General features: G+C 68.6%; 17 protein-coding genes and 2 pseudogenes. 13 read left to right on the forward strand and 6 right to left on the reverse strand.

The genetic code is table 11. The annotated features are described in order from the left end of the window. Positions 1-91 precede the first annotated feature (91 nt). Positions 92-651 (reverse strand): annotated as a pseudogene (locus VGV60_12920) (dihydrofolate reductase family protein). A gap of 143 nt (positions 652-794) precedes the next feature. On the opposite strand from VGV60_12920, the gene VGV60_12925 reads away from it, so the two are divergent. Beyond that, on the forward strand, positions 795-2,744 hold the full coding sequence (locus VGV60_12925) for an ATP-binding protein (protein HEV8702169.1): 1,950 nt from the start codon (positions 795-797) through the stop codon (positions 2,742-2,744). Positions 2,745-2,853: 109 nt separating this feature from the next. Here the strand turns inward: VGV60_12925 and VGV60_12930 are convergent, their stop codons facing one another. After that, positions 2,854-3,201, reverse strand: coding sequence for a GNAT family N-acetyltransferase (locus VGV60_12930; GenBank protein ID HEV8702170.1), 348 nt, complete (start codon positions 3,199-3,201; stop codon positions 2,854-2,856). Between the two features lie 121 nt (positions 3,202-3,322). Between VGV60_12930 and VGV60_12935 the strand changes: the two genes are divergently transcribed. Then, positions 3,323-5,227, forward strand: a complete 1,905-nt coding sequence (locus VGV60_12935; protein ID HEV8702171.1) for a hypothetical protein — start codon at positions 3,323-3,325, stop codon at positions 5,225-5,227. Between the two features lie 155 nt (positions 5,228-5,382). Continuing rightward, positions 5,383-5,910, forward strand: coding sequence for a CHRD domain-containing protein (locus VGV60_12940; GenBank protein HEV8702172.1), 528 nt, complete (start codon positions 5,383-5,385; stop codon positions 5,908-5,910). A 7-nt stretch (positions 5,911-5,917) separates the two neighbouring features. On the opposite strand, the gene VGV60_12945 is transcribed toward VGV60_12940, so the two are convergent. Together VGV60_12945 and VGV60_12950 are read right to left on the reverse strand one after the other, a co-directional pair. Further along, positions 5,918-6,247 carry a DUF1697 domain-containing protein gene (locus tag VGV60_12945; protein HEV8702173.1) on the reverse strand — a complete coding sequence of 110 codons (330 nt, stop codon included), beginning with the start codon at positions 6,245-6,247 and terminating at the stop codon, positions 5,918-5,920. A 1,123-nt stretch (positions 6,248-7,370) separates the two neighbouring features. Continuing rightward, positions 7,371-7,781, reverse strand: a complete 411-nt coding sequence (locus tag VGV60_12950; GenBank protein ID HEV8702174.1) for a hypothetical protein — start codon at positions 7,779-7,781, stop codon at positions 7,371-7,373. Between the two features lie 86 nt (positions 7,782-7,867). On the opposite strand from VGV60_12950, the gene VGV60_12955 reads away from it, so the two are divergent. The 7 genes and pseudogenes from VGV60_12955 (at position 7,868) to VGV60_12985 (ending at position 13,118) form a co-directional block, all read left to right on the forward strand. Continuing rightward, positions 7,868-8,224, forward strand: a complete 357-nt coding sequence (locus tag VGV60_12955) for a hypothetical protein (GenBank protein ID HEV8702175.1) — start codon at positions 7,868-7,870, stop codon at positions 8,222-8,224. 12 nt (positions 8,225-8,236) lie between these two features. Beyond that, positions 8,237-8,713, forward strand: a pseudogene (locus tag VGV60_12960) (DsbA family protein). 27 nt (positions 8,714-8,740) lie between these two features. Then, the gene (locus VGV60_12965; protein ID HEV8702176.1) at positions 8,741-9,013 is read left to right on the forward strand and encodes a BrnT family toxin; all 273 of its coding nucleotides are present in this window, start codon (positions 8,741-8,743) and stop codon (positions 9,011-9,013) included. A 534-nt stretch (positions 9,014-9,547) separates the two neighbouring features. Further along, a complete protein-coding gene (locus tag VGV60_12970) occupies positions 9,548-9,868 on the forward strand; it encodes a DUF971 domain-containing protein (protein HEV8702177.1) in 321 nt (106 codons plus the stop codon). Beyond that, the gene (locus VGV60_12975) at positions 9,835-11,211 is read left to right on the forward strand and encodes an APC family permease (GenBank protein HEV8702178.1); all 1,377 of its coding nucleotides are present in this window, start codon (positions 9,835-9,837) and stop codon (positions 11,209-11,211) included. Before VGV60_12970 ends, VGV60_12975 begins: the two co-directional genes overlap by 34 nt. After that, entirely contained in the window at positions 11,208-12,926 is a 1,719-nt protein-coding gene (gene sppA, locus VGV60_12980) for a signal peptide peptidase SppA (GenBank protein HEV8702179.1), read from the forward strand. The genes VGV60_12975 and sppA overlap by 4 nt, the downstream gene beginning before the upstream one ends. Positions 12,927-12,935: 9 nt before the next feature. Continuing rightward, positions 12,936-13,118: a hypothetical protein gene (locus VGV60_12985; GenBank protein HEV8702180.1), complete on the forward strand. Its 183-nt coding sequence runs from the start codon at positions 12,936-12,938 to the stop codon at positions 13,116-13,118. Here VGV60_12985 and VGV60_12990 read toward each other — a convergent pair. Beyond that, positions 13,096-14,700 carry a hypothetical protein gene (locus VGV60_12990; GenBank protein HEV8702181.1) on the reverse strand — a complete coding sequence of 535 codons (1,605 nt, stop codon included), beginning with the start codon at positions 14,698-14,700 and terminating at the stop codon, positions 13,096-13,098. The genes VGV60_12985 and VGV60_12990 overlap by 23 nt on opposite strands. An 80-nt stretch (positions 14,701-14,780) precedes the next feature. Here VGV60_12990 and VGV60_12995 point away from each other — a divergent pair, with 80 nt between their 5' ends. From VGV60_12995 to VGV60_13005, 3 genes are all read left to right on the forward strand, one after another. Next, on the forward strand, positions 14,781-16,055 hold the full coding sequence (locus tag VGV60_12995) for a hypothetical protein (GenBank protein HEV8702182.1): 1,275 nt from the start codon (positions 14,781-14,783) through the stop codon (positions 16,053-16,055). A gap of 235 nt (positions 16,056-16,290) precedes the next feature. Beyond that, positions 16,291-16,776 (forward strand): hypothetical protein, encoded by a 486-nt coding sequence (locus tag VGV60_13000; GenBank protein ID HEV8702183.1) that lies wholly within the window; start codon positions 16,291-16,293, stop codon positions 16,774-16,776. Positions 16,777-16,806: 30 nt separating this feature from the next. After that, positions 16,807-18,621 carry an HNH endonuclease signature motif containing protein gene (locus VGV60_13005; protein ID HEV8702184.1) on the forward strand — a complete coding sequence of 605 codons (1,815 nt, stop codon included), beginning with the start codon at positions 16,807-16,809 and terminating at the stop codon, positions 18,619-18,621. Here VGV60_13005 and VGV60_13010 read toward each other — a convergent pair. After that, positions 18,618-22,121, reverse strand: coding sequence for a fused MFS/spermidine synthase (locus tag VGV60_13010; protein ID HEV8702185.1), 3,504 nt, complete (start codon positions 22,119-22,121; stop codon positions 18,618-18,620). The genes VGV60_13005 and VGV60_13010 overlap by 4 nt on opposite strands. Positions 22,122-22,233 lie beyond the last annotated feature (112 nt).

Raw genomic sequence — 22,233 nt, forward strand, 5'->3', positions numbered from 1 at the left:
GTACAGCAATGATGCGATGCGCCTGGTAGGATCGGCGGGCCTGACCCGAGTTGTTTCATATACGGCCGACTCGGGCTAATACGCCCACTGGCTACCTTCTCGGCTCATACCGCATCGCTACGGCCCCCGAGCCGAACTCCAGCCGGCTCACGAGCTTCAAGTCGACATGCTTCGATAAGCCTGCGAACAACGTCGGCCCATGCCCCGCTAGCCTGGGGTGCACGACGAACTCGTACTCATCGATCAACCCCAGCTCCGCCAACGCCTGCGGGAGCTTCACGCCTCCCACGAACAGTTCTTTACCCGGCTCCTGCTTGAGCCGCTCAACGGCCTTTCCCAGATCCCGCGCACGAGCTCCGCGTTCCAATCGACCCGGTCCAGGGTGCTGGACACGACGTACTTCTTTGCCGCGTCGATCGTCCGGGCGAAGGGCTCCATCCAAGGTTCCATCCAATCAGGCCTCGCTCCCGTCGGCGCCGGCGCCCGCCACGCGGCCTCCATCATTTGGTAAATCACCCGGCCGAAGAGGAGGGCATCGGCCCGGTCGAGGTTCTCGGCCGCGTGACGATGCAAGTCTTCGTCTGAGGGTATTGCACGATGATCGCAGCCCCCGTCCAATGTGACGTTGATGGAATACCGGAGGGGTCGCATTACGTAAGAGTACCATTCGCCATAGGATTCTCAGTCGGTTGGCGTAGTGCGGCGTTGACGCCCGGCGCCGGCCTGCGCTAAGGTGGGAGGCGCTCCCCCAAGCAGCGACAGGCAGCGCCCTCGCCAGCGGGCCGGGTGGCCGCATGATCGAGAAACCGCAGACCGGACAGGGAACCCGGCGCGCGCCGCGGCGGGCGAAGCCGCTCAGCCGCCTCAAGATCGGCGACGAGTGGACGGCGATCCAGATCATCGCCCGCTCGCAGGCCAATCCCCAGAAGGCGGTCGCGGAGCTGGTGGAGAACTCCATCGACGCCGGGGCGACCCGCATCATCATCACGCGCGGGCGCCGCCGCGGCCGGGTCTTCCTGCGGGTCTCGGATGACGGACGGGGGGTGCCGCTCAATGAAGAGGGCATCCCGGACTTTGACTATGTCGCGACGCACATCTGCGACTCCCTCAAGCGGCGCCTGGGCGAGCGCCAGCGCGGCGGTGTCCAGGGGGAGTTTGGCATCGGGCTCCTGGGATTCTGGTCGATCGGCCGCGAGCTGGAGATGGTGTCGCAGACCGGAGAGGCGCCGCCGCACATGATGATCCTGCGCAGCGGGTCCAGGACCTACGAGCGCCGCCGCAATCTGGGAGGCCGCACGGGGCCGGGGGTGGACGTCACGATCCACGAGGTCCACCGCGAGGTCCAGAGCCGGCTGACGGCGGAGAGGCTGCAGCGTTATCTCGGCGAGGAGCTGCGCGAGCGGATCCGGCGACAGGGAGTGACAATCGTTCTCGAGGACCGCCTGCCCCCCTCCAAGACACTGGAGGTGCGCCCGGCGGTGTTCCGCGGCGAGCGGATCGTCGAGATCGGCGAAATTCCGGTGGCGGATCACCCGCCGGTGCGCGCCGAGATCTACCTCGCTGCGGAGGCGCCTCCGGGCGCGGAGCGGCCGGCCGTGGGGCTCTATCGGCTCGGAACGCGCGTCTGCCAGGACATCGCGGCGCTACCGGAGTTCGCACGCGAGCCCTGGTCCACGGGAAGGCTGGAGGGCGCGCTCGACTACGCCGATTTCCGGGTTGCGCCGGCGTCGCGCGAGGGGTTCGCCCCGGACGCCTCGTATCACCCCTTCGTGGACGCGGTTCGCGGGGTGGAGCCGATTCTCCTGAAGCGGCTGCGCCGCGAAGAAGAAGCGCGCGACGAACAGGCCGGGCGGTCGCTAGTGCGCGAGCTGCAGTCGGCGTTCGCGCGCCTTCTCAAGGACCTTCCGGCCGGGGACTACGATTGGTTCGGCGCCGACGGCCGGCGCCCATTCGCGGGCGGAGGAGAGGGGCGCCCCGGGGGCCCCGACGCCGTGCCCGGAGGCAGGGACGGCACACAGGACGAGTTGGAAAGGGCGGCGGATCGTCCCGGGGTCACACCCGAGGCCGGCGAGGCGACCGCCGGCATGGCGCTTGACGGAGCGACCGAAGAGGCGGAAGCGGAGCCGATCATGCAGCCGGCACTGCTCACCGGACCGCTCGAGCGAGTCGTCATCCGGCCTGCAATCGTGCGCGTCGCAATCGGACGGCGCCGCCGGCTGGCGGCCATCGCGTTCGACGCTTCGGGCCTCGTCATCCAGAGCGGGTCCGTGCCGGAGATCGACCGTGGCCTGGAGTACGCCTGGACTCTTTCTCCCGGTGCGGCATCGCTCATCGTCGAGCCCGGCGGCCGGGCAATCGTCGAGGCGGGGGGCTGTCCGGGGCGCGGCAGGCTTGCGGTGCGCGTGCGCCAGGGGGCCGGGGACGCACACACGCGCGAGGCGTCGGCCGAGGCGGACGTCCTCATGGAAGCGGAGGCGGCGCGCCGGGCGTTTCCGCCCCCGGTCTTCGTGCACGCGGCGGGCGAGACGTGGCGCTCCCGCTGGAATGGGGCCTCGGGGAAGCTCGAGGTGAACTCCGCCCACTCCGACTACCAAGTCGCGCGCCCGCATCCCGCTCGCCGCCGGCGCTACCTCGGGCGGCTGTATGCGAAGGAGCTCGTTCTCCACAACTTCGGGCACGAACCGCCCTCCGCCATCCTGGAGCGCCTGCTCGAGGTGCTCACGCGATTGGACGAACACCTGTAGCTCTGGAGGCAGCCTGCCGGAGGCTACGCGGAGCCTTGCCCGAGGAGCGGCTTCCGCCCTCGGGTTCATGCACAATGTAAGTCCTCGTCCAATCGCGCTGCAGTGGCAGCTAGGCGCCCGTCCGTCCCGGATTGAGCACGAACTTCAGCTTCGGGCCGGTGAAGACGAACCCCTGGGACTCGTGGAAGCGCCGGGTCCGGTCCCAGGCGGGGGACTCGGGGGCGGTCACGTCGATGCGGCCCCAGCCGCGTCGGGCGGCCAAGTCCTTCACGGCGGCGATCAGGCGCCCGCCGACGCCTTGCGATCGAAACGGCGGGGCCACGTACATCTCGTTGATCACGCCGTAGGTTCCGTTGGCGTAGATGGCGAAGGACTCGACCAGGCGCGGGTCACCCGCGCGTGGCGTGACGCGTCCGCTTCCCGAATCGTGATGTTCATCTTCGGCCTCCGGAACCATCGCGCAGGATACATCGTCCGGGTCCGGGTCGCGCTTGGGGAGCCGTGGTGGTCAGGGCTCGCCGCTGGAACCGCAGCGTAACGCCACCACCGATGTACACTCGTGCCGTGGAGTATCTCCAGTGAGAATCATCACACCAGGGAAGTGCTTGACTGCTCTCTCCGGGGGTATCACCTTCCTCAGTTCCATCCAGATTTTGACGATCAGCCTCAGTCTGGCGCAGATCCAGATCTCGCAAGGCGCCGCGCTCGGAATTCTCCTCCTCTCGATCGTAGCCGGGTTCCTTGCGGGCTGCTTCCTGGAAGAGACCGGTTCTTTCGCGAGTGTTCCGGAGCCGACCCCGGGCGCCGCGTTCGGCCTGACCGGGACCCTTACCCTTTTCGCGTTCCTCGTCTACTTCTTGTCCTGGTTTGTCGCGCTCGTGGCGCCGGAGCGTTCATGGGACGGCCTCAGCTATCATCTGCCCACAATCCACTTGTGGGCGCGCAAGGGGCACCTGGATTGGATCGATCCGCGCTTCCCCCTGAGTCCGCTCATGAACGGCTACCCTAAGGGGGTCGAGCTCGTGTCCTTCGTGATGGTGGAAGCCTTCCGGAGCGACCGGATGGCCACCACGAGCAATCTTCTGTATGTGCTGCTCGCGGTTCTGGGGATCGCGTATCTGTCGACGACCTTGGGCGCGACTCCGAAGATGGCCCTGTTCGCCGGAAGCGCGTTCCTGCTGGTACCGGTAGTGGAATTCCAGTCCATCACCACCTATACCGACGTTGCCTACTCCGCGAGTGCAATCGCATTCTTCGCCGCCCTGGCCTACGTCCTGTCCCGCCTGGGTGCCAGCTCCTGTCCACCCTGGCGAGCGATCCCGATGCTGGGGGGCGCCATCGGACTCATGTTGGGGGCCAAGGCTTCCTCCTGGGCCCTGGCGGGCACCGGCCTGGGAGTAGCGTGGATCGCCTGCCTGTTCATCCTGCCGCGCGTGGGATCCCGTGTCGCGAGCTCTCTTTTCCTCTCCCTGGCCCTGGCCTGCGGACTGTCGACAGGCGGTTACTGGTATCTGCGCAACTGGCTGAAGGCCGGGAGCCCGCTGTATCCCGTCGGCGTGGCGGTCGCCGGGCACGATGTGTTTCCCGGCCTCGCGATCCCGCAGGCCATCCGGCAAGAGATCAACACCCCCGACTTCATGAAACCCTGGTCGGCCGGCAGACGGGTCTTCAATAACTGGACCCAGGGCTGGAAGCGGTGGCCCGGAACGATCCTGGGGGTTGATTCCCGCGAGGGTGGTCTGGGGTATCTCTGGTTGCTGGGCTGCCTTCCTTCCATGGGCCTGATCGTTTTTCGCTGCGTGCGGCAGCGAGGTCTTCGGGCCCGCCTCCAGCCCACCCTGGTCGCAGGGATCGCAGCAGGCATCGGGTTCGTGGTGACGCCGATGAACTGGTGGGCGAGATATACGGTCTGGATTTATGGACTCGGGCTTCCCTGTTTCGCGTGGGCGCTGAGCGAAATCATTCGCTCCGCCAGGTCAGGGCGCTTGCCACGGATCTGGCTGGTCGCGTGCCTCTCCCTCCTGGTTTATGAAGGGGGACGATCGGAGTATGTCATCCTCGGCAGAGCTTACCCGGGGCCGAGACCGCTCCATCCGGTTGAGCTCTTGCGCCCCGCCAATTGGCGCTGGAAGTCGAACTACGTTTTTCCAGAGACACGGGGAACCATTTTCGACGAGATCGTAGCGAGCCACGATGCGGTCGCTCTGGGGCCAGCATGTCGGGAAGAGGGATGCCTGGCAAGCCGGTCTCTGGTTCTCGGCCAGCTTTCCTATCCCATTGGCGGACGGGATATCGTCCCGCTGACGGGTCCGGTTGATTCCGAGGCTGCCGCTGAACTCAGAGCCAGGCGGGTGCGGTTCGTCATCTGGGGAGCCGAGCAGCCTCCCGACCTGGGCGGCAACCTCTCCGTTCTGGAGACCCTCCATGTCTCCGGCTTCTGGGTCGTGGTCCTCCGTGAATCTGTCCACCTTCCTGAATCGTGATGTTCATGTCCGGCCTCCGGAACCATCCCGCAGGATACATCGCCCGCGTCTCGGTCGCGACAAGGTGACTTTCGTCACCGATCCGGGGCGGGCGGAAGATTCAAGCTGCCGGCGGAACCACTTCATCGCTCATCCGAGCGGAAAGGAGGAAGCACATGACGCGTGTGGGAATCGTATGGCTGCTTGCGGGTCTTCTGCTGGTCGGGACGGTCGGTGCGCCGGTGTCGGCGGACGACAATGGCCGGACGCTGAGGGCCACCTTGAAAGGGTTCGAAGAGCCCCCCTCCGTCTCCTCGACGGGGCGGGGGAGCTTCCGCGCCACGATCTCGGAGGATGGGACGGCCCTCACCTACACCATCTCGTACGAGGACCTCGAGGGGGACGTCCTGCAGTCGCACATCCACCTGGGCCAGCGGGGAGTGAACGGCGGCATCGCCGTCTTCCTCTGCTCGAATCTGGCGAACGGGCCGGAGGGCACGCCTCTCTGTCCCGGGCCGCGGGCGGGGAGCGTGAGCCGCACCGTGACCGGCGCCGATATCGTCGGGCCGTCGGGGCAGGGGCTGACGACCGGAGAGTTCGCCGAGCTGCTGCGCGCCATCGACAAGAACGTGACCTACGCCAACGTCCACTCCAGCAAGCACACGGGCGGAGAGATCCGCGGCCAGATCGAAAGCGAGGACTGAAAGAGATTCACCCGGACCGCGCCGGCAGGCGGGCCAGCTCGAGCATCTTCAGGACGGTGTTCCAGTTGCGGAAGGTGCTCGTGGTCTCGAGCGTCGAGTCGAAATACTGCGCCGTGAGCCTGCTGCGCGCGAGTCCGTTCCGGCACAGGAGGTAGATCTCGCCGCCGCGCAGGACGAATCGATCCGGCGGCGAGCTATCGGGATCCAGAAGTGCCGCCCGCGAACGGCCGGGACGCTCCGCCAGGAAGACGACGTGCAGGGTCCTCGGGTCCGCCGCGTCGCGCAGGAACGGATTGTTCCTCGCGATGGCGTCGAGCTCGGCGGCCGTCCGCGTCACGACCGGCGCCTCGGGTGCTCTTAGCGCCCATCAGCAGTTCACTCCGCCTTCCCGCGTGCTGACCCCGCATCGGCCCCCTACCACCGCCGTATGCACAATGCCAGTCGCCTAAGCATTGTGCTAGTCGTATCGTCTGGGGCCTACCGTTTAGGTTCCGACCAGCCGCTAAGCTCATCGGAAATGAAGTAGACGTTGGCGTCGGCCCAGCGCCAGTAGGTCAGAGGCCCGCCCTCCACTCTCTCGGGCTCGCCGAGCAACGCTCGGACCTCATCCATGGTCATCCCGTGGCGCAGTTGACGCCAGTTCGCCAGGTCCCGCCATCTGGTCGACGCCGGGACAGGCCGGCCTTTCGATGGCTCACTCTTGATGAGGGACTCCAGCTCACGTACGCGTCGTTCGAGGTCGGTGTTCGCGCGCTCGAGGAGCTCTATTCGGCGAAGGAGGCTGTCGGTCGACGTGTCCTACCCTGCCGCGACCGCCGGGATGGAAGCGGCTGCCAACGCGGCGAGAAGCGCGGTGCGGAGTATCGCGATCATCATGGGCCTCCTTGGGCGCTAACCCAGTAGAGATTGATTGACGGCGTGAGTTCGGGGCCTTCCGCTCGGCCTCAGCGGCAGGCGCGACGGTGCGCTCATGCCCCGTCACCCTCGACCAGGTCGGATTCATGACGCACCACATGAGCGTCGATGCGAAGCACCCACCTGGACCCAGAACACTGCAACCACTGCGGCGTCGGCTCAACCACACCGCTTGCTATTAGATTGTCAGGTCGACCCTGCTCGTCCGTGTCTTCGTCAAACGCGATGGCGTCCATGCCGGCCGATAGCGGGACGTGGGCGTTCGTTTCGTCACGCGCGGAGTCACCGTGCGAGAGGCACAGCAGGTCCCCAAACACGCCGTTGAAGTCGGCTCGGAGGCGCGGACTTGTCACTTTCCCTTTCACCTCAAGTCCACCCAACCAGTAATTAGACAGTTCCGCAAAACACCAAGATCCTGGGGCATAACCCGAAAATACCCAGCGAGCTGCCGTCTAGGCTCACAATCACGGCAATCCCGACTCGCAGCACTGTGCCCGAAACGCAGCCAACCCGTCAGCTTACGGCCGGTCCTCCCAGCCCGCCCCTCACACCCCCAGCGCCTTGGCCGCCTTCTCGTAGCTCTCCGGCTTGACCCAGAGGATCATCCCGAACCCTCCAGGCGAGCAGGCGGCGTTGGCGGCGTGCACGTTCACGCCGGCGTCGCCGAGCTTCTTGAACCACTCGGCGGCGGCACCGGGCCGGTCGGAGCCCTGGACGAAGAACGCCTGGTGCCGGGGGCTCAGCGACAGGCCGAGCCCCTTGACGGCCTTGGCCAGACCGGCGGTGTCGTCGGTCACGAAGTCGATCTGGGTCTGCCCCTTGCCGTCGGGAAAGGCGGTCATGGATAGCAGGTTGACCCCGGCCGCCTGGACGGCCGCCAGGATGCGATGCCCCTCGCCGGGGCGGTCGGGGGCGTGGACGTAGTGATAGTCAACGCGACGGAGCTTGTCGGCCATGGGAGACCTCCTTATATTCCCCAGGTTGGCGGGCGATACTAAAGAGGATGGTAACATAGGGCACTTTCGGAGGATACGGAGACACCATGGCGAAGCAGATTCCCAACAACCCGGGGCGCGGGCCGTCGTTCGAGCGGCCGACGGCGGTGTCGGCCGGGACGATGCGGGCGGCGACCCTGGCGGGCGTGGCGATCCTGATCGGCATCACGGGCACCGACTGGTACGAGTCGCGGCAGCAGCGCACGGCGCTCAACGAGCGGCTGACCCAGCTCGAGACGCGGATGACCGCCCTCGGGACCAAGATCGAGAGCGGCGCGCGGGCGCAGGCGCGGCCCAGCGGGCCGGATCCGGACAAGGTCTACACGCTCAAGACCGAGGGATCGCCGTTCGTGGGGCCGAAGGCCGCGCCGGTGACCATCGTCGAGTTCTCCGACTTCCAGTGACCCTTCTGCGCGAGGGTCGGTCCGACCCTCGATCAAATCCGGAAGGTGTACGGCGACAAGGTGCGCATCGTCTGGAAGAACAATCCGCTGCCGTTCCACCCGAACGCCATGCCGGCGGCGCTGGCATCGATGGCGGCGTACGAGCAGGGGAAGTTCTGGGAGTACCACGACAAGGTGTTCGCCAACCAGCAGAAGATGTCGCGCGCCGACCTCGTGCAGCACGCCAAGGACCTGGGGCTCGACGTGAAACGATTCGAGGAGGCGATGAGCTCCGCCAAGGCGAAGCCGGCCATCGACGCCGACGCGGCGGAGGCCAAGTCGCTGGGGGCCAGCGGGACGCCGGCCTTCTTCGTCAACGGCCGCTTCCTGTCGGGGGCCAAGCCGTTCGACGAGTTCGCCCAGGTGATCAACGGCGAGCTGACGCGCCTGAAGATCCCGATCCCGCCGGGCGCCACGGTGGGGGCCGCCGCCCCGAAGCCGGGCGGATAACTCTCGTTATGGAGGGTTGTAGTGGCGCTGGAGTTCGAGTGGGACCCCGCGAAAGCCCGGGTCAACGTCCGGAAGCACGGCGTCAGCTTTGAGGAGGCGGCAACGGTGTTCGGGGACCCGCTCTCGGTCACCATCAGCGATCCTCTGCACTCGACAGACGAGCAACGGTTCATAATAGTGGGGCGCTCCCGGCAGGGTCGAATCATCGTGGTCGTCCACGTCGATAGGGGGCACCGTATCCGAATCATCAGCGCGCGGCCGGCCGCGAGGCGCGAGAAAAGGAAGTATGAAGAAACATAGAGTCAAGCGTCCTCAGGCAGGCATGTTGCGTGAATACGACTTCTCGGGTGGGGTACGCGGCAAGTATGCACGCCGATACGCGGCGGGTAGCAATGTCGTGGTGCTCGAGCCAGACGTGGCGCGGGTGTTTCGAGACTCGCGATCGGTCAACCAGGCACTTCGGGCCTTGACGGCCATCGCGCGGAAACAACGGCGCAAGGCCTCGTAGCTCGAAGTCAGGGGACAATCCAACTACCCGCTGCAGCCGACGGCGGGCGGCACGTGCGGGGCCCGCGGCTGAGCGGGAGCGTTGGACCGACTGAGGGCATGAGCAGAAGCATTCATACGACTGTCCGCTCCTGGATGGCGAAGCGCGGGAAGAAGGAACTCGGCGCGTCGATCAAGGTTGGAGACGCAGATCTGGAAGAGCTGTTGAAAAAGCGGCGATACAAGCGCACGACGCGGGTGAGTCGTCAGCGGCGCGGTGTTCGGCGTCGAGCTGCTAAGTAGGACGTGAGCGTCGGCGCAGGCAGGTCGCGGACGAGGGAATCGGCTGTGAGCGAGCCACGGAAGGTCGAGATCGCACCGGACGGCGGGCTGTCGATTCTCTGGAGCGATGGCCACCAGGCGGTCTACACGCCGGCCCATCTGCGCCTCGCCTGCAAGTGCGCCCTGTGCGAGGACGAGTGGTCGGGTGAGAAGCGCCTCGTGGCCGCCTCGATCCCGGCCGACATCCGGGTGCAGGGCGTGAAGCCGGTCGGGCGCTACGGCCTGCAGATCACCTGGAGCGACGGACACTCCACCGGCATCTACACCTTCGACAGGCTGCGCCCGATGTGCGAGTGCGGGACCTGCCTCGCGGCCGCGCGCGGGTGAGCGACCCGGCGGCTGGCAGCCTCGCGGCCGGCGTCGCCCCCTCGTCCGGCGTCGCGCCGCTGCGGCACCTGGGGCGCTTCCGGCTCGTGGCGGTCGGCATCAACTCGGTCATCGGCGGCGGCATCTTCATCATGCCGGCCGAGGTGGCCGGGCTCGTCGGGCCGGCCAGCATCGCCGCCTACATCGTGGCCGGCATTGTGATCAGCGGCGTCGGCCTGGCGCTGGCGTCGCTGGCGTCGCGCTACGAGACCTCGGGGGGGCCGTACCTCTATGTGCGCAGCGCCTTCGGGGAGTTCGCCGGCTTCCAGGTCGGCTGGCTCTTCTGCCTGGCGCGGCTCACGGCGATGGCCAACCTGGTCAACGGCTTCGCGCGCTACCTGGGGGCGCTCCTGCCCTGGGCGGCGAACCCGATCGGCCGCGCCGCGGTGATCGCCGCCTGCGCCGCCCTGATCATGACGATCAACTCGATCGGCATCCGGCAGACGTCGGGGGCGACCAACCTGTTCGCCCTCGCCAAGGTCGTCCCCCTGGTGATCCTCGGGATCGGCGGCCTGTTCTTCCTGCACGCCGAGAACTTCACGCTGACGCCGGTCGACCCGGTGAGCTTCCTGCGCTCGGTGCTGCTGCTCATCTTCGTCTTCTCCGGGTTCGAGATCCTGACCGTGCCGGCGGAAGAGTCGCTGCACCCGCGGCGCGACATGCCGTTCGCGGTGATCGCCACCGTCCTGGCCGTCTGCGCCATCTACCTGCTTGTGCACACCGTCGCCACCGGCATGCTGCCGGGGCTGGCGTCCGAGCAGGCCCCCCTGGCGACCGCCGCCGGCCTGATGGCGGGGGAGGCCGGGCGGTACGCCATGACCGTCATCGCCGCGACCTCGATGGCCGGCTGCGCGCTCGTCAGCCTCGTGGGAGGGACGCGCCTGCTGTACGCCATGTCGCAGGCCCGGCAGGTCCCGGTGTGGATGGGGGCGCTGCACGAAGGCTTCAGGACCCCGGTGAAGGGGACCCTGCTGATGGGGGCGATCGGCACCGTTCTGGCCATCGCCAGCGCCTACAGCACCTTGGCGGCCATCAGCGCCGGGACGCGCCTTTTGGTCTACCTGGCCTGCTGCCTTGCCTGCCTGCGCGGCGCGCGGGGGGTTGAACCCGCAGGGGCCCGCGGCCGTATCATCCCTGTGCTCACGTCGATCGCGATCGTGGCCCTGCTCTGCGCCCTCAAGGGGAACGAGGTGGTCTGGGGGCTCACTGGCATCGCGCTCGGAACCGTGCTTTACTTTGGCATGACGCTCATCACGGGCGCGGGACGCGGGCGCACCGTCGAGGCGGTCGGAGGATTGAAATGACGAAGGGCGGCAGGAAGGCACTGGTGATCGTCGGCATCCTGGTCGGCGCCCTCGTGGTGGTCGCCTTCATGTTGAGGATGTCCCAGCAGCCGGCAAGTGGGAGCGTCCTGGAGCTGGTCCTGCGCGACGAGATCCCGGACTACGTTCCGGTCAACGGCCTGGCGCAGATCCTGGGCGAGCCGAAGTTGACGATGCGTGATTACGTCGAGGCGCTGCGCCTGGCGCGCGACGACAAGCGGATCAAGGGGCTCCTGGTCACCATCGACGGGCCGGACGTCGGGTCGGCCAGGCTGCAGGAGCTGCGAGACGCCATCACCGACTTCCAGAGCGGCAGCAAATGGGCCGTGGCCTACCTCGAGACGGCGGGTGAGTTCTCGCCGGGCAACCGGGACTACTACCTGGCCACGGCATGCGGCCGCATCTGGCTGGGCCCTTCCGGAGACATCAACCTCACCGGCATCCGGGCCGAAGTGCCGTTCGTCCGCGGGACGCTCGAGAAGCTCGACATCGTTCCCGACTTCGACCACATCGGCAAGTACAAGAACGCCATGAACACCATCACCGACAAGGTGATGAACGAGCCGCACCGCGAGGCGATGGACGCCCTGGTGAATGCGGTGTTCGGGCAGATCAAGCGCGGCATTGCCGCCGGCCGCAAGATGAGCGAGGCGGAGGTCGAGGCCCTGATCGACAACGGCCCCTACGTCGGCCCGCGGGCGCTCGAAGCGAAGCTCGTCGACGCGCTCGGCTACCGCGACGAGATGGAGGCACGCCTCAAGGAGGAGAACGGCGGGTCGCTGCCCCTGATCAAAGTCGGAAAGTACCTCAAGGCGGGGCGCTTCTATACCAGCGGGCCGAAAGTCGCGTTGATCTACGGCCTGGGGGGCGTGTCGCGCGGCGAGAACGACTCCAATCCCATGACCGGCGAGATGAGCATGGGATCCACGACGACCGCCGCCGCGATCAAGCAGGCGCGCGAGGATGCGTCGATCAAGGCGATCGTCTTCCGCGTCGACAGCCCGGGCGGCTCCTACATCGCCTCGGACGTGATCCACCACGAGGTGGAGCTGACCAAGGGCGTGAAGCCGTTCGTCGTGTCGATGGGGGACGTCGCGGGCTCGGGAGGCTACTTCGTCGCCATGGCGGCCGACAAGATCGTGGCCGAGCCGTCGACGATCACCGCATCGATCGGCGTCCTGGCAGGCAAGCTCATCACCACCGGGTTCTGGAACAAGGTCGGCATCACGTTCGACGCCGTCCAGCGCGGCCGCCACGCGACCTTCTTCTCGACCGGCTCGAAGTATTCCCCCGAGGAACGGGCGCTGTTCGAGGGCTGGCTCGATCGGATCTACAAGGACTTCGTCACCAAGGCGGCGAAGGGCCGCCACAAGACGTACGACGAGGTCCACGCCATCGCGCAGGGCCGGATCTGGTCCGGCGAGGACGCGCTCCGGCTCGGCCTGGTGGACCAGCTGGGAGGCCTGACGACCGCCATCGGCCTGGCGCTGGAGGAGGCGAAGCTCCCGCCGGACGGCCGGGTGCAGCTCGTCGTCCTGCCGGAGAAGAAGAACTTCCTGCTCGAGATCCTGGGAGGTGAGGAGGTGCGCACCCCCTTCATGAGCCTCCGCGGCCAGGTCGAGGACTTCATCGAGAAAGGCCCGACGCCCCTGGCAGACGGGGTCCTGACGATGCCATTCGTACCGGTCTTGCGCTGAGGAGAACCCATGACGACGCTTGCCGGGCTCGTCCTGCTGTTTGCGGTGCTGGTGGGGATCATGGCGCTCATCGCAGCGCCGATCATGCTCGCCCTGTTCCTCGTCGCGATGGTCGTGAAGCTGGTCTTCTTCATCCTGTTCCTGCCTTTCAGGATGCTGGGCTGGCTTCTCAGTCCGTTCCCAGGATCCTGAAATCGATGTCGGTCCGGGCCCCGTCCACGACCTGCACCGTCTGGAAGTGCGGCTCGGATCGGAGCGGCCGGGCCCCCTCGCCGACCGGAACGACCCGATAGGAGCCGGGTGGCGGCAACGGCGCCCTCCACGTGCCGTCGCTCTCCGGTACGACCCTCCCCCTCTCCCGGATGATGCTGTCCGGTCCGTAGATCACCACCGCCTTCACGAGCTCGGTCCGGCCGGTGATCCGGCCGGCGAGACCCGACCCGGGACCGGGCGGCGGGATCGGTGGGGTCGGCGTCGGCATGGGCGGCGGCGGAGTGGGCGTCGGCATGGGAAAGGGGGGGGACGGCTCCGGTGCGGGCGGTGGCGGCACGGGGGGGGTCGGCCCGGGCAGCGGCGGAGTCGGAGTGGGGGAAGGGGAAGGGAACGGCCTTGGTGTCGGTGACGGCGAGGGGGTGGGAGACGGCGACGGCGCGGGCTCCGGAATCGGAGGGATCTCGTCCCGTGGAAATCCCACCTCGACGACCCTTCCCTGCGGGAACGTCGCGACCAGCAGGTTGCCTCCGTCCTCCCCGAAGGCGATCGGCCTGATGGCGCGCGCCTCCCCGTCGAATGTCGCACCAACCGCTGAAAGGACGCGCCTGGCATCGAGATCGACGAACACCAGGCTGTTGCCGCCGCCGTGGACCGCGGCGACACGGCCGCCTCGGGAGAATGTGAGCGAATCGGCGTCGAATGGGACCGGAATGACACCGGTCGCCTCGTCCGCGTTTTTGCGCCGCTCCTCCGGCAGGCGGGCGGCGATGATCCCCGGATCGAAGAGCGTGATCTCCCTCGTGCGGACGGCATAGAGAATCGCGCTCCCGGGCCGGAAGCAGACGGCGCGGTTCGCCCCCGGCGAGCGGTAGTGCCAGGACAGCGCCAGCGGCCGCGTCGTATACGAGACGATCCGCCCCGGATAGGCCAGATAGATGCGGGTCCCCGCGGGGTCGAGCGTCAGGGCGGAGGGAAGATCGTCGACGTGGTCCGAGGCCACGACCTTGCCCGACTCGAGGTCGAGCTGGTGGATCCAGGTCCGCGCCTGTCCGGGGGCGGCGTCGGCGGTGGCGCGGCTCGACACGACGAAGGCCTGCGTGCCATCCCGGGACAGGACCGCCTGCCGGCCTTCGCCTTCGAAGCGAATCTCGCTCAGAATCCGGGCGGGAACGGGCCCGTCTCCGATTGCGATCAGGACTGCGACTCCCTCGGCGTGCGGGCGCCGCGCTCCTTTCGACGCCCGCCCATCGGGGGGGCCGGGCGCGGCCAGGGCAGGAAGGACGAGGCAGCTCCTGCCGTCTTCGGAGACCGCCATGTCGTTGACGGTCATCCGGTCAATCCGCGCCAGCGCGGCGGGCAGGGGACCGAGCCCGGGGGCCCCGGCGCTCCAGGAATACAGCCGGCCGTCGGGGCCGAGCACCAGGGACACGGAACCCCCGGGGATGGCTCCGGAACGGCCAGGGGGCTCCCCGGCGGGGGCGCCCGCGGCGGGCATGGCGTGCAGGGCCAGCGCCACGCCCAGGACGAGCGCCGCGGCGGCTGTTCTGCATGAACGCCGCACGGGGGGCCGCATTACCGGTTGCACCGTCCTGCCTCTCACGCTACAATCTGCGGACTTTCGCACAGGAGAGGGCCTCGCTCATGCAGAGTCTGTTCGACGACCCAGTTGAGGATATCAAGCTTCCCGACGAGAAGCCAAAGCGCAATTATAAAAAGCTCGTCCTGCTCCTGGGCGGCGTCCTGGTCGCGGCCGGACTGGGGGTCGGCGGGTACTTTGGTTACTTCGCGATGTTCCCGAAGAAGCTGACCGAGCGCCCGATCCCGATGAACATGGAGAAGCTGCTGGTCGAGCTGAAGACGGCGCGCGACTCGATCGACAGCGAGACCCGCGACATCTACGGTCGCATCCAGCAGTTCAATTCGAAGATGGAGACCATCGGCCGCAAGCCGGTCTCCTTCTCGCAGGTCTTCCTCCAGGGGCTCAGCGCCGAGGAGGAGCAGGCCCTCGACGAGCTGGTGCGCAACGAGAAGGACCCCTCGTACCGCGGGATCCTGGGGCAGGTCGTCGAAGACATGAAAAAGATTCGCGACCTGCAGAACAAGGTGTCCCAGCTCGAGACGCTCCTCCCCGGTGACGGGGTCGTGGTGAAGCCGGGAGACACCCATATGAAGCTGGCGATCCAGTACTTGGCGAAGGAGAAGGGGGTCCCGGAGAGCCGGGCCAAGGAGCTGGTCTCCCGCCTGAACATCCTCGAAACCGGCATGGACAAGGGGATGAAGGTGCACTTCTACTACGATCCGGCGAAGGACTTCTTCGGGACCTGGGTGGAGCAGGGGGACGCCAAGCGCAGCCCCCTCGCCCTGGTCCGCGCCAAGGAGATGAAGCTGATCCAGGAGCGCGAGGTGGCCGTCGCCAAGGCGACCAACCTGGAGGGGGAGAAGGCCATCCTGGAGGAGATGCGCGACAATCTCCAGAAGGAGATCGAGGCGCTCGAGACCAAGAAGGCGCAGCTCGAATCGACCGTCTCCCAGCTCGAGATGGAGAAGGGCAAGGCCGAGGAGAACTACCGGGTCACCAGCGCCAAGCTGTCCGAGCACCAGAACTCGGTCTGGTACGACGCCGATCTCGAGGAGCGCCTGCGCGCCCGGGGTGTCTTGAAGACCGTCAACAAGGTGGAGAACATCGGCGAGGTGAAATTCGCCAACAACATCGACCTGACCAAGACGAAATCGATCACCCTCAAGCCCAGCCAGTTCGGCATCGACCACATCCGGGACGTGCGGGTCGTCCCGACCTTCCTCAAGGAAGGGCGCGACATCGGCGTCCGCTTCGCCGAGGACGGCACCGTGGAGGTCACCGTGCTGAACGAGTCGGCCCTCAGGGGCCAGAAGATCCTCTTCGTCGTCGCCCAGTAGCCCGGGAACCGGGTCCTTGCCCGGTCCTGGACCGGATTTCTCACCGTAGAGGTGGGGGCCGCTCCCTAGGCTCGCACACCTGCCCGGGGTGATCGCGCTCGGTGTGCTTGCGATCGACGCGGTCGCGATCGACGCGAATCGCCATGGCGCGTGCGGCGCGCATCAGGCTTTGCGCGTGACAAAAAATCTCTAACTTTTCGCTTGCAATCCAATTGAATTACGCTATATTTACACTATGCGTTCCGCCGCCGCTTTGCGTGCATCGCATCATTCTTTGTACCCGCCCGCCGATCGCCCACGCGACGATCACCCGCCCATCGACCTCGCGCGCGCCGACCTTCCACGCGCGGATCTCGCGCGCATCCAGCCGGCGAAAATCGCGGCCCCGCGCCGCTTCGTCTGCAGGGAGGATGCGCCGGCCTATCACGTCCAGTCCGGCAACGACCCGGCTGCTGACACCCCGGCCGCTGACACCCCGGCTGCTGACACCCCGGCCGCATCAGCCTCGAGCGCCTACCCGGTCGAGCGGTCTCTTCGCCAGGCCGACGCCCTGGCGCTGTCGCTGCGGGCCGGGCTCGATCGCATCGCGATTCCCCTGGCGCGTGCGGCGGCCGCGTTCGTGCAGCGGCAGGCCTGGTCCGATTTCGGCTTCGCCCGGGTGGAGGATCATGCCCGCGAGCGATTCGGACGCTCGGGCCGGTGGGTAAAGGACTGCGCCTAGCTCGGGCGCGCTCTCAAGGCTCTCCCGCATTTGGCCGATGCCCTGACGGGAGACGACGGCGGCCGTTCCCTCGGGCGCGTGGCGGCGCTTCTCGTCGCCCGGATCGCGTCCGCCGATTCTCTGGCTGTCTGGGTCGCTCTGGCGCGGCGCGTCCCTATCCGCGCGCTGCGGGATTCGGTCCGGGCGGCGCGCGCCGCCGGGTCGGACTGGCCGGCGGATGGAGGGGCCCGAACTTTGGATAGCGAAGCCTCGCCCGAGGACGACACACAGCGAGCCGCGGATACCGAGGGCCCGCCCGATGACGGGCTGGACGATCTCTCCGACCGCGCCCTTGTGACTATCCCCCTGCCGTCCCCGCTCCTGGCGGCGTTCGACGAGGTGGTCGACTTGTACCGCTGCGTCGAGGGGCGCGAGGCGAGCGTGACCTCCTTCGTCGAGGCGCTGGTGGGGGAAGCCTGCTCCGCCGGCTTCCCGCCCGACGCCGATTGCCAGCCCATGAAGGTGTCCCCCGATCCCGCGGTCGTGGAGACCGCCCTGGCGCGCTCGACCGACAACTGGAGCCACCTGCCTTCGACTTCCCCCGCCTCCTGGTCCCTGGCGCTGGCGGGAGTCAGCCTGGCGCGTCTTCGGGATGTCGAGAGCGTCGCGGGGACCGGTGGCGCGGCCGAGCTCGACGGCCAGATCCTCGCCTTGCTGGTTCTCGAAGAAGAACTTGTCGCCCGCCTGGCGATGGTGCTGACCGACCTGGCCGAGCGCGGCGCCTGGTCGCTCCTCCGCTTCGCGGGCGTCGGGCACTACGCCGAAGAGCGCCTTGGCGTCTCGCGCACCTCGGCGGAGGACCGGGTCCGGGCGGTCCGCTCGCTGCGGCAGTTCCCGGTCCTGCGCGCGGCCTGCGAAGCGGGTCGCATCGGCTTCGAGGCGACGCTTCTCATTCTGAAGATTCTCGGCCGCGGCCCGGTTGCGGCCGACCTCGAGCGGGCCTGGGTCGCGCGGGCCGAAGAGGCCACCGTGAAGCGTCTCCGGGATGAAGCCCGGGCGCTCGGGCGCACCCGCTCGCTTCGCGCCGCCGGGCTCGCGGGGGCGGTCCGGCCGGAGCCGCTGGACGACGCCGCGTGGCACGAGTCGCTGCGCCGCGAGTCGGGGACCGCGCGCGAGCGGGTGCAGCGCTTCGGGACCGCGGCCGCCGAGCGACCCAGCCCGGACGTTTTCCTCCGCCTCCGCCTGCCGCACGAGCTCGCCGGTGATTTCCTCGGCGTCATCGAAGCATTCCGGGAACGGCTGTCGAAGACGACCGACTCGGTCCCCTGGGACGAGCCGTGGCCGGATGCTCACGCCGCCCCGTCCATGGTGGCAGCCCGGACGTTTTCCGTCCGCTCCCGCCGCCTGCCGGCCTGGGTCGGCCTCCTGGCTCTCCTCGAGGACTTCGTCCACACCTGGGACCCGCCACACCGCATTGCCGGCGCCTCGGCCAGCGCCCGCGCAGGCGCCCCGAAGCGCCCCGGCGATCCGGTCTATTCCCGCGCCGGATGGCGCTGCAGCGCCCCCGGCTGCACCTCGCGGAAGAACCTGGACGACCATCACGTCGTCTATCGCTCGCGGCGTGGCGGCAACGGGCTCGACAATCGCATCTGCGCGTGCCGCTTCCACCACTACCTGGGAGAGCACGGCGAGCTGGCGTCCTGCTGCGGCAAGGCGCCGCTCGGCATCCTGTGGAGGCTCGGGAAGAAGGACGTCGGGGTCTGGTACCGTAACGAGCGGAGGGTTGACGCGCCGACTCCTGAATTCAGGCCGGGTCGCACTCGCGCGACATGCGATCCGAATGAAGTGCTGAGAAATCCCGGCTAGGGTCCGAGAGGCTCCCACGCATGGCCGGTGAGCGCCACGTAGCGCTCGGCCAGGAGGCGTCCTCTCTCCGGGTCGCTCCCCGCCGACTCGAGCTCACCGAGGAACCCGATCGCCCAGGGGCGGTCGGGGTGCGTCTCGAGGTAGTCCTCCAGGATGGCCGCCGCCGCGCCGCGGTCCCCCGCGAGGGCGCGGGCCCGCGCGAGGAGGGGCGGGACCTCGTCGTTGGCGGGATCGAGCGCCCGGGCATCCTCGAGGAGCGCAATCAGGCGGTCGGGCGGCGTGAAGCTCCACCCGCTCCGCGCCTGCGCCAGCCTGTCCGCCGCTTTGCGCGCGGCGTCCGGCTCGAGACGGCGGCGCTCGGCGGCCTCCTCCGGCCGGCGTCCCGCGCGCCCGAGCGCGTCCGCCAGGAGCGTGCGGGCCGCGCGGTCGGCGGGATGGGCTCTCAGGTGCTCCCGCAGCGGCGCCACGGCCGCGTCCGAATCGCCGCTCAGGTGGAGCGCCGCTCCGAGCAGGTACGCGAAGTCGTCGAACTCCGTGTCCCCCGCCACGGCTCCGGCCACCCCGTTGTTCCAGCGCGCCGGCGCGAGGGGAGTCAGGACGAGCAGGGCGGCGCCGGGATCGCCCAGGCGCAGGAGACTCTCCCCGAGGCGGAGGCGCGCCGTCCGATCGTCCGGGTCCCGATCGAGCAGAACCTGCGCGTGCCGGCGCACCGCGGGCCAGTCTGCCGCAGTTCTCCCGAGCTCGAGAAGGGCGCGCCTGAGGCCCGCGTCCTGCGGGAAATCGCGGGCCGCGGCGGCGAGCCATGCGCGGGCCTCGTCCTGCCGATCGGCCAGCCCCAGCGCCTCGCCCGCGGCCCGCGCGGCCAGGGGATTCCGCTTCAGGGCCAGGGAGCGCCCGGCATAGACCCCGGCGACGTCGGGGTAGCCCTGCGCCACCGCCGCGGCGGCCAGCCGGGCCCAGAACAGGCTCTGGAGCCCCTGATCCATCGGCAGCCGGACCTGCCGCGCGATGCCGGTCGTGCCGTCCGCGAACATCGAGGCCAGCTCGCGCGCCTGCGCCTCCTGTTCCGCCTTGCGGCGGGACAGCATGCGCAACGGGGCGGCGAACTCGATCCGCATGTTGTCGTCGGTGTTCGCCGGCCCCCGCCCGAGGCGGGCGCGCAGCTCCTGGCCGCCGACCCAGTAATGCGCCAGGAGATCGTCGGGAGTGCGGATGCCTATCCGCTCGAGATCGGCGAGGACGCGCGGATTGGCGTGCCTGAGGATGGCGTCGAGGGGGAACGGGGCGCGGCCGTTCGTGCCGATGACGATGGCGTCGGAGGCGATCCGGAAGACGTGCACTCCGGGGAAGACCGAGGCGAACCCCCTCAGGATCGATCGGAAGTCCTCGGCCGTCAGCTCGTACAGCTGCACCCACTGGCAGAACACGCCATCGGGGCCCAGGCGCGAGCGGGCCAGGCTGAAGAAATCGCGGGTGAAGAGGCTGGCGGCTCCCGCCACCCAGGGGTTGGACGGCTCGGAGATGATCACGTCGTAGGGCTCCCGGCTCAGCAGCAGGTGGTTGCGCGCGTCGTTCACCACCAGCCGGACGCGCGGATCCCGAAGGGGCGCGCCGCTCTGGGCGTCGAAGAACCGGCTCCCCTCGACGACCGCGCTCTCGAGCTCGACGCAGTCGATGGCGCCCGCCGGATGGCTGAGTGTCGAGCCGAGCGTCACGCCGCTTCCCAGCCCCACGACCAGCACGCGCTCGGCCCGCGGAGCGAGGAGCATCGGGACCTGGGCCACCAGCACCTGGGTCGGGAGATCGCCCGCCCGAGCGGCCTTCATCCATGGGAACGGCTCGGCGAGGCCGGGAGGCACCGAGGCGTCCGGCTTGCCGTTGACCAGGAGGCTCAGCGCCTTGGTCGTGCGGAAGACGGTCACCGTGCAGGTCAGCCCCTCCTTGAAGAGCAGGATCTCGCCGTGGTTGGCCTTCACTTCCTCCTGGAACCGGCGCCGGTCCACGCCCCGGTATCGATCGGCGTAGCGGAACACGCCGCTGGACAGGATCTCGGGAGGCAGGGCCGGCGACGCCAGGATGGCGTTGGCCACGAAGGCGGCGACAGCACAGACGAACAGGATGCGGAGCCTGGCGGCCGGGGCCGGTCGCGCCGCGAGGAGGCCCCAGAGCGCCAGGAGCGCGCTCGTCACGATCCCCGCCAGGATCGTCCCGCGGCTGCCGAGGCGGGGGACGAGCCAGAAGCCGGCAAGGAGCGATCCCGCGATGGCGCCGAGCGTGTTCCAGGCATAGGCACGGCCGACCACACGGGGGGCCCCTTCGCGCGAGAGGCTCAGGCCGCCGAGCGTGATCGGGAACATCGCCCCCAGCGCAAGAGTCGGGAGGATCATGACCCCGGCGGCCAGCGCCAGCTGCACGCCCACGAGCCCCCTGGCCGAGGGCTGCAGCCGATCGTGCGCCAGGACGTAGAGGTACGGCAGCTCGCGGACGAGATAGAGCCCCAGGTACGTCGTCAGGGCGACGAGCACCTGCGCCAGCGAGGCCGCGAGCAGCACGGGTGCGCCCCTCTTCATGAGCCGCGCTCCGATCCACGCCCCCGATGCGAGACCGAGCAGAAAGGTCGTGAGCATGATGGTATACGAGTACGTCGAGGAACCGAGGACCAGGACCAGCAGGCGGCTCCAGGCGACCTCGTAGGCCATGGCGGTCGCTCCCGAGATCGCATAGAGGGCGATGAGGGTGCGGTCGGCCCGCGCGCCGTCCGACCCGACCCCCGCCGCCTGCCGCACGCCGTCCGCCGCCGGTCCGGGTTCTGCGCCGCGGCGTTCCGCGTCCCCCGGATCCGGGCCGCGCCGGAATCGCGCCACCAGGATCGCCCCTCCGGCGGCCAGGAGGTTGAGCCCGACCGCGAGCCATTCCGTCCGTCTCAGTCCGATGGAAGGAAGCAGGACGAGCCCGGCGGCGGCGCTGCCGAGGACCGCCCCGAAGGTGTTCGCGGCGTAGAGAAAGCCGATCCGCCTGCCCGTCTCGGCCCGGCCCCCGGCGGCGGCCACGCGGCTGGCCAGGGGGAGCGTCGCCCCCATCAGGGCCGTCGGCAGCAGCAGGACCGACCCGCACAGTGCCAGTCGCCCCAGGCTGAACAGCGCGAACGATTCGTGGAAGTGCGTCCAGCTCAGGCGGTACAGGGGAACGAGACCCTGGAGGAGGACCGGGACCAGGAGCCCGGAAACGCCGATGAGGCACTCGATGACGGCATAGACGTGGAGAGGCTGGAAGCGCTCCAGCCGGTGCGCCCCCCGGCCCATCCAGGCGGAGCCGCAGGCGAGCCCTCCCATGAACGCGGCCAGGACGGTCGCCACCGCGAACGAGGTCGCCCCGAAGACCAGCTCGAGCGATCGCATCCAGGCGACCTCGTAGATGAGCCCGCTGGTCCCCGACACGACGAGACAGAGCATGAACCCGACGAAGGGAAAGGGAAGCGATCCAATCCGGGGGGTCTTCACCCCGCCGGGTGGTGGCTCCGCGGCCTCGGACTGGGGCCGGGACAGGGGAATGGCGGCGCGCCCTGACATGGCACACGTCAATTTAATGATTCTTGTGCCGTAGTCCAGCCCG

The organism is Candidatus Polarisedimenticolia bacterium, assembly GCA_036001465.1.
In the GTDB taxonomy this organism is placed as follows: Bacteria; Acidobacteriota; Polarisedimenticolia; order Gp22-AA2; family Gp22-AA2; genus Gp22-AA3.

Coding starts and splice junctions, on each gene's coding strand:
- VGV60_12925 (HEV8702169.1), top strand. CDS start 795: ATGATCGAGAAACCGCAGACCGGACAGGGAACCCGGCGCGCGCCGCGG.
- VGV60_12930 (HEV8702170.1), bottom strand. CDS start 3,201: ATGGTTCCGGAGGCCGAAGATGAACATCACGATTCGGGAAGCGGACGC.
- VGV60_12940 (HEV8702172.1), top strand. CDS start 5,383: ATGACGCGTGTGGGAATCGTATGGCTGCTTGCGGGTCTTCTGCTGGTC.
- VGV60_12950 (HEV8702174.1), bottom strand. CDS start 7,781: ATGGCCGACAAGCTCCGTCGCGTTGACTATCACTACGTCCACGCCCCC.
- VGV60_12955 (HEV8702175.1), top strand. CDS start 7,868: ATGGCGAAGCAGATTCCCAACAACCCGGGGCGCGGGCCGTCGTTCGAG.
- sppA (HEV8702179.1), top strand. CDS start 11,208: ATGACGAAGGGCGGCAGGAAGGCACTGGTGATCGTCGGCATCCTGGTC.
- VGV60_12985 (HEV8702180.1), top strand. CDS start 12,936: ATGACGACGCTTGCCGGGCTCGTCCTGCTGTTTGCGGTGCTGGTGGGG.
- VGV60_12995 (HEV8702182.1), top strand. CDS start 14,781: ATGCAGAGTCTGTTCGACGACCCAGTTGAGGATATCAAGCTTCCCGAC.
- VGV60_13000 (HEV8702183.1), top strand. CDS start 16,291: ATGCGTTCCGCCGCCGCTTTGCGTGCATCGCATCATTCTTTGTACCCG.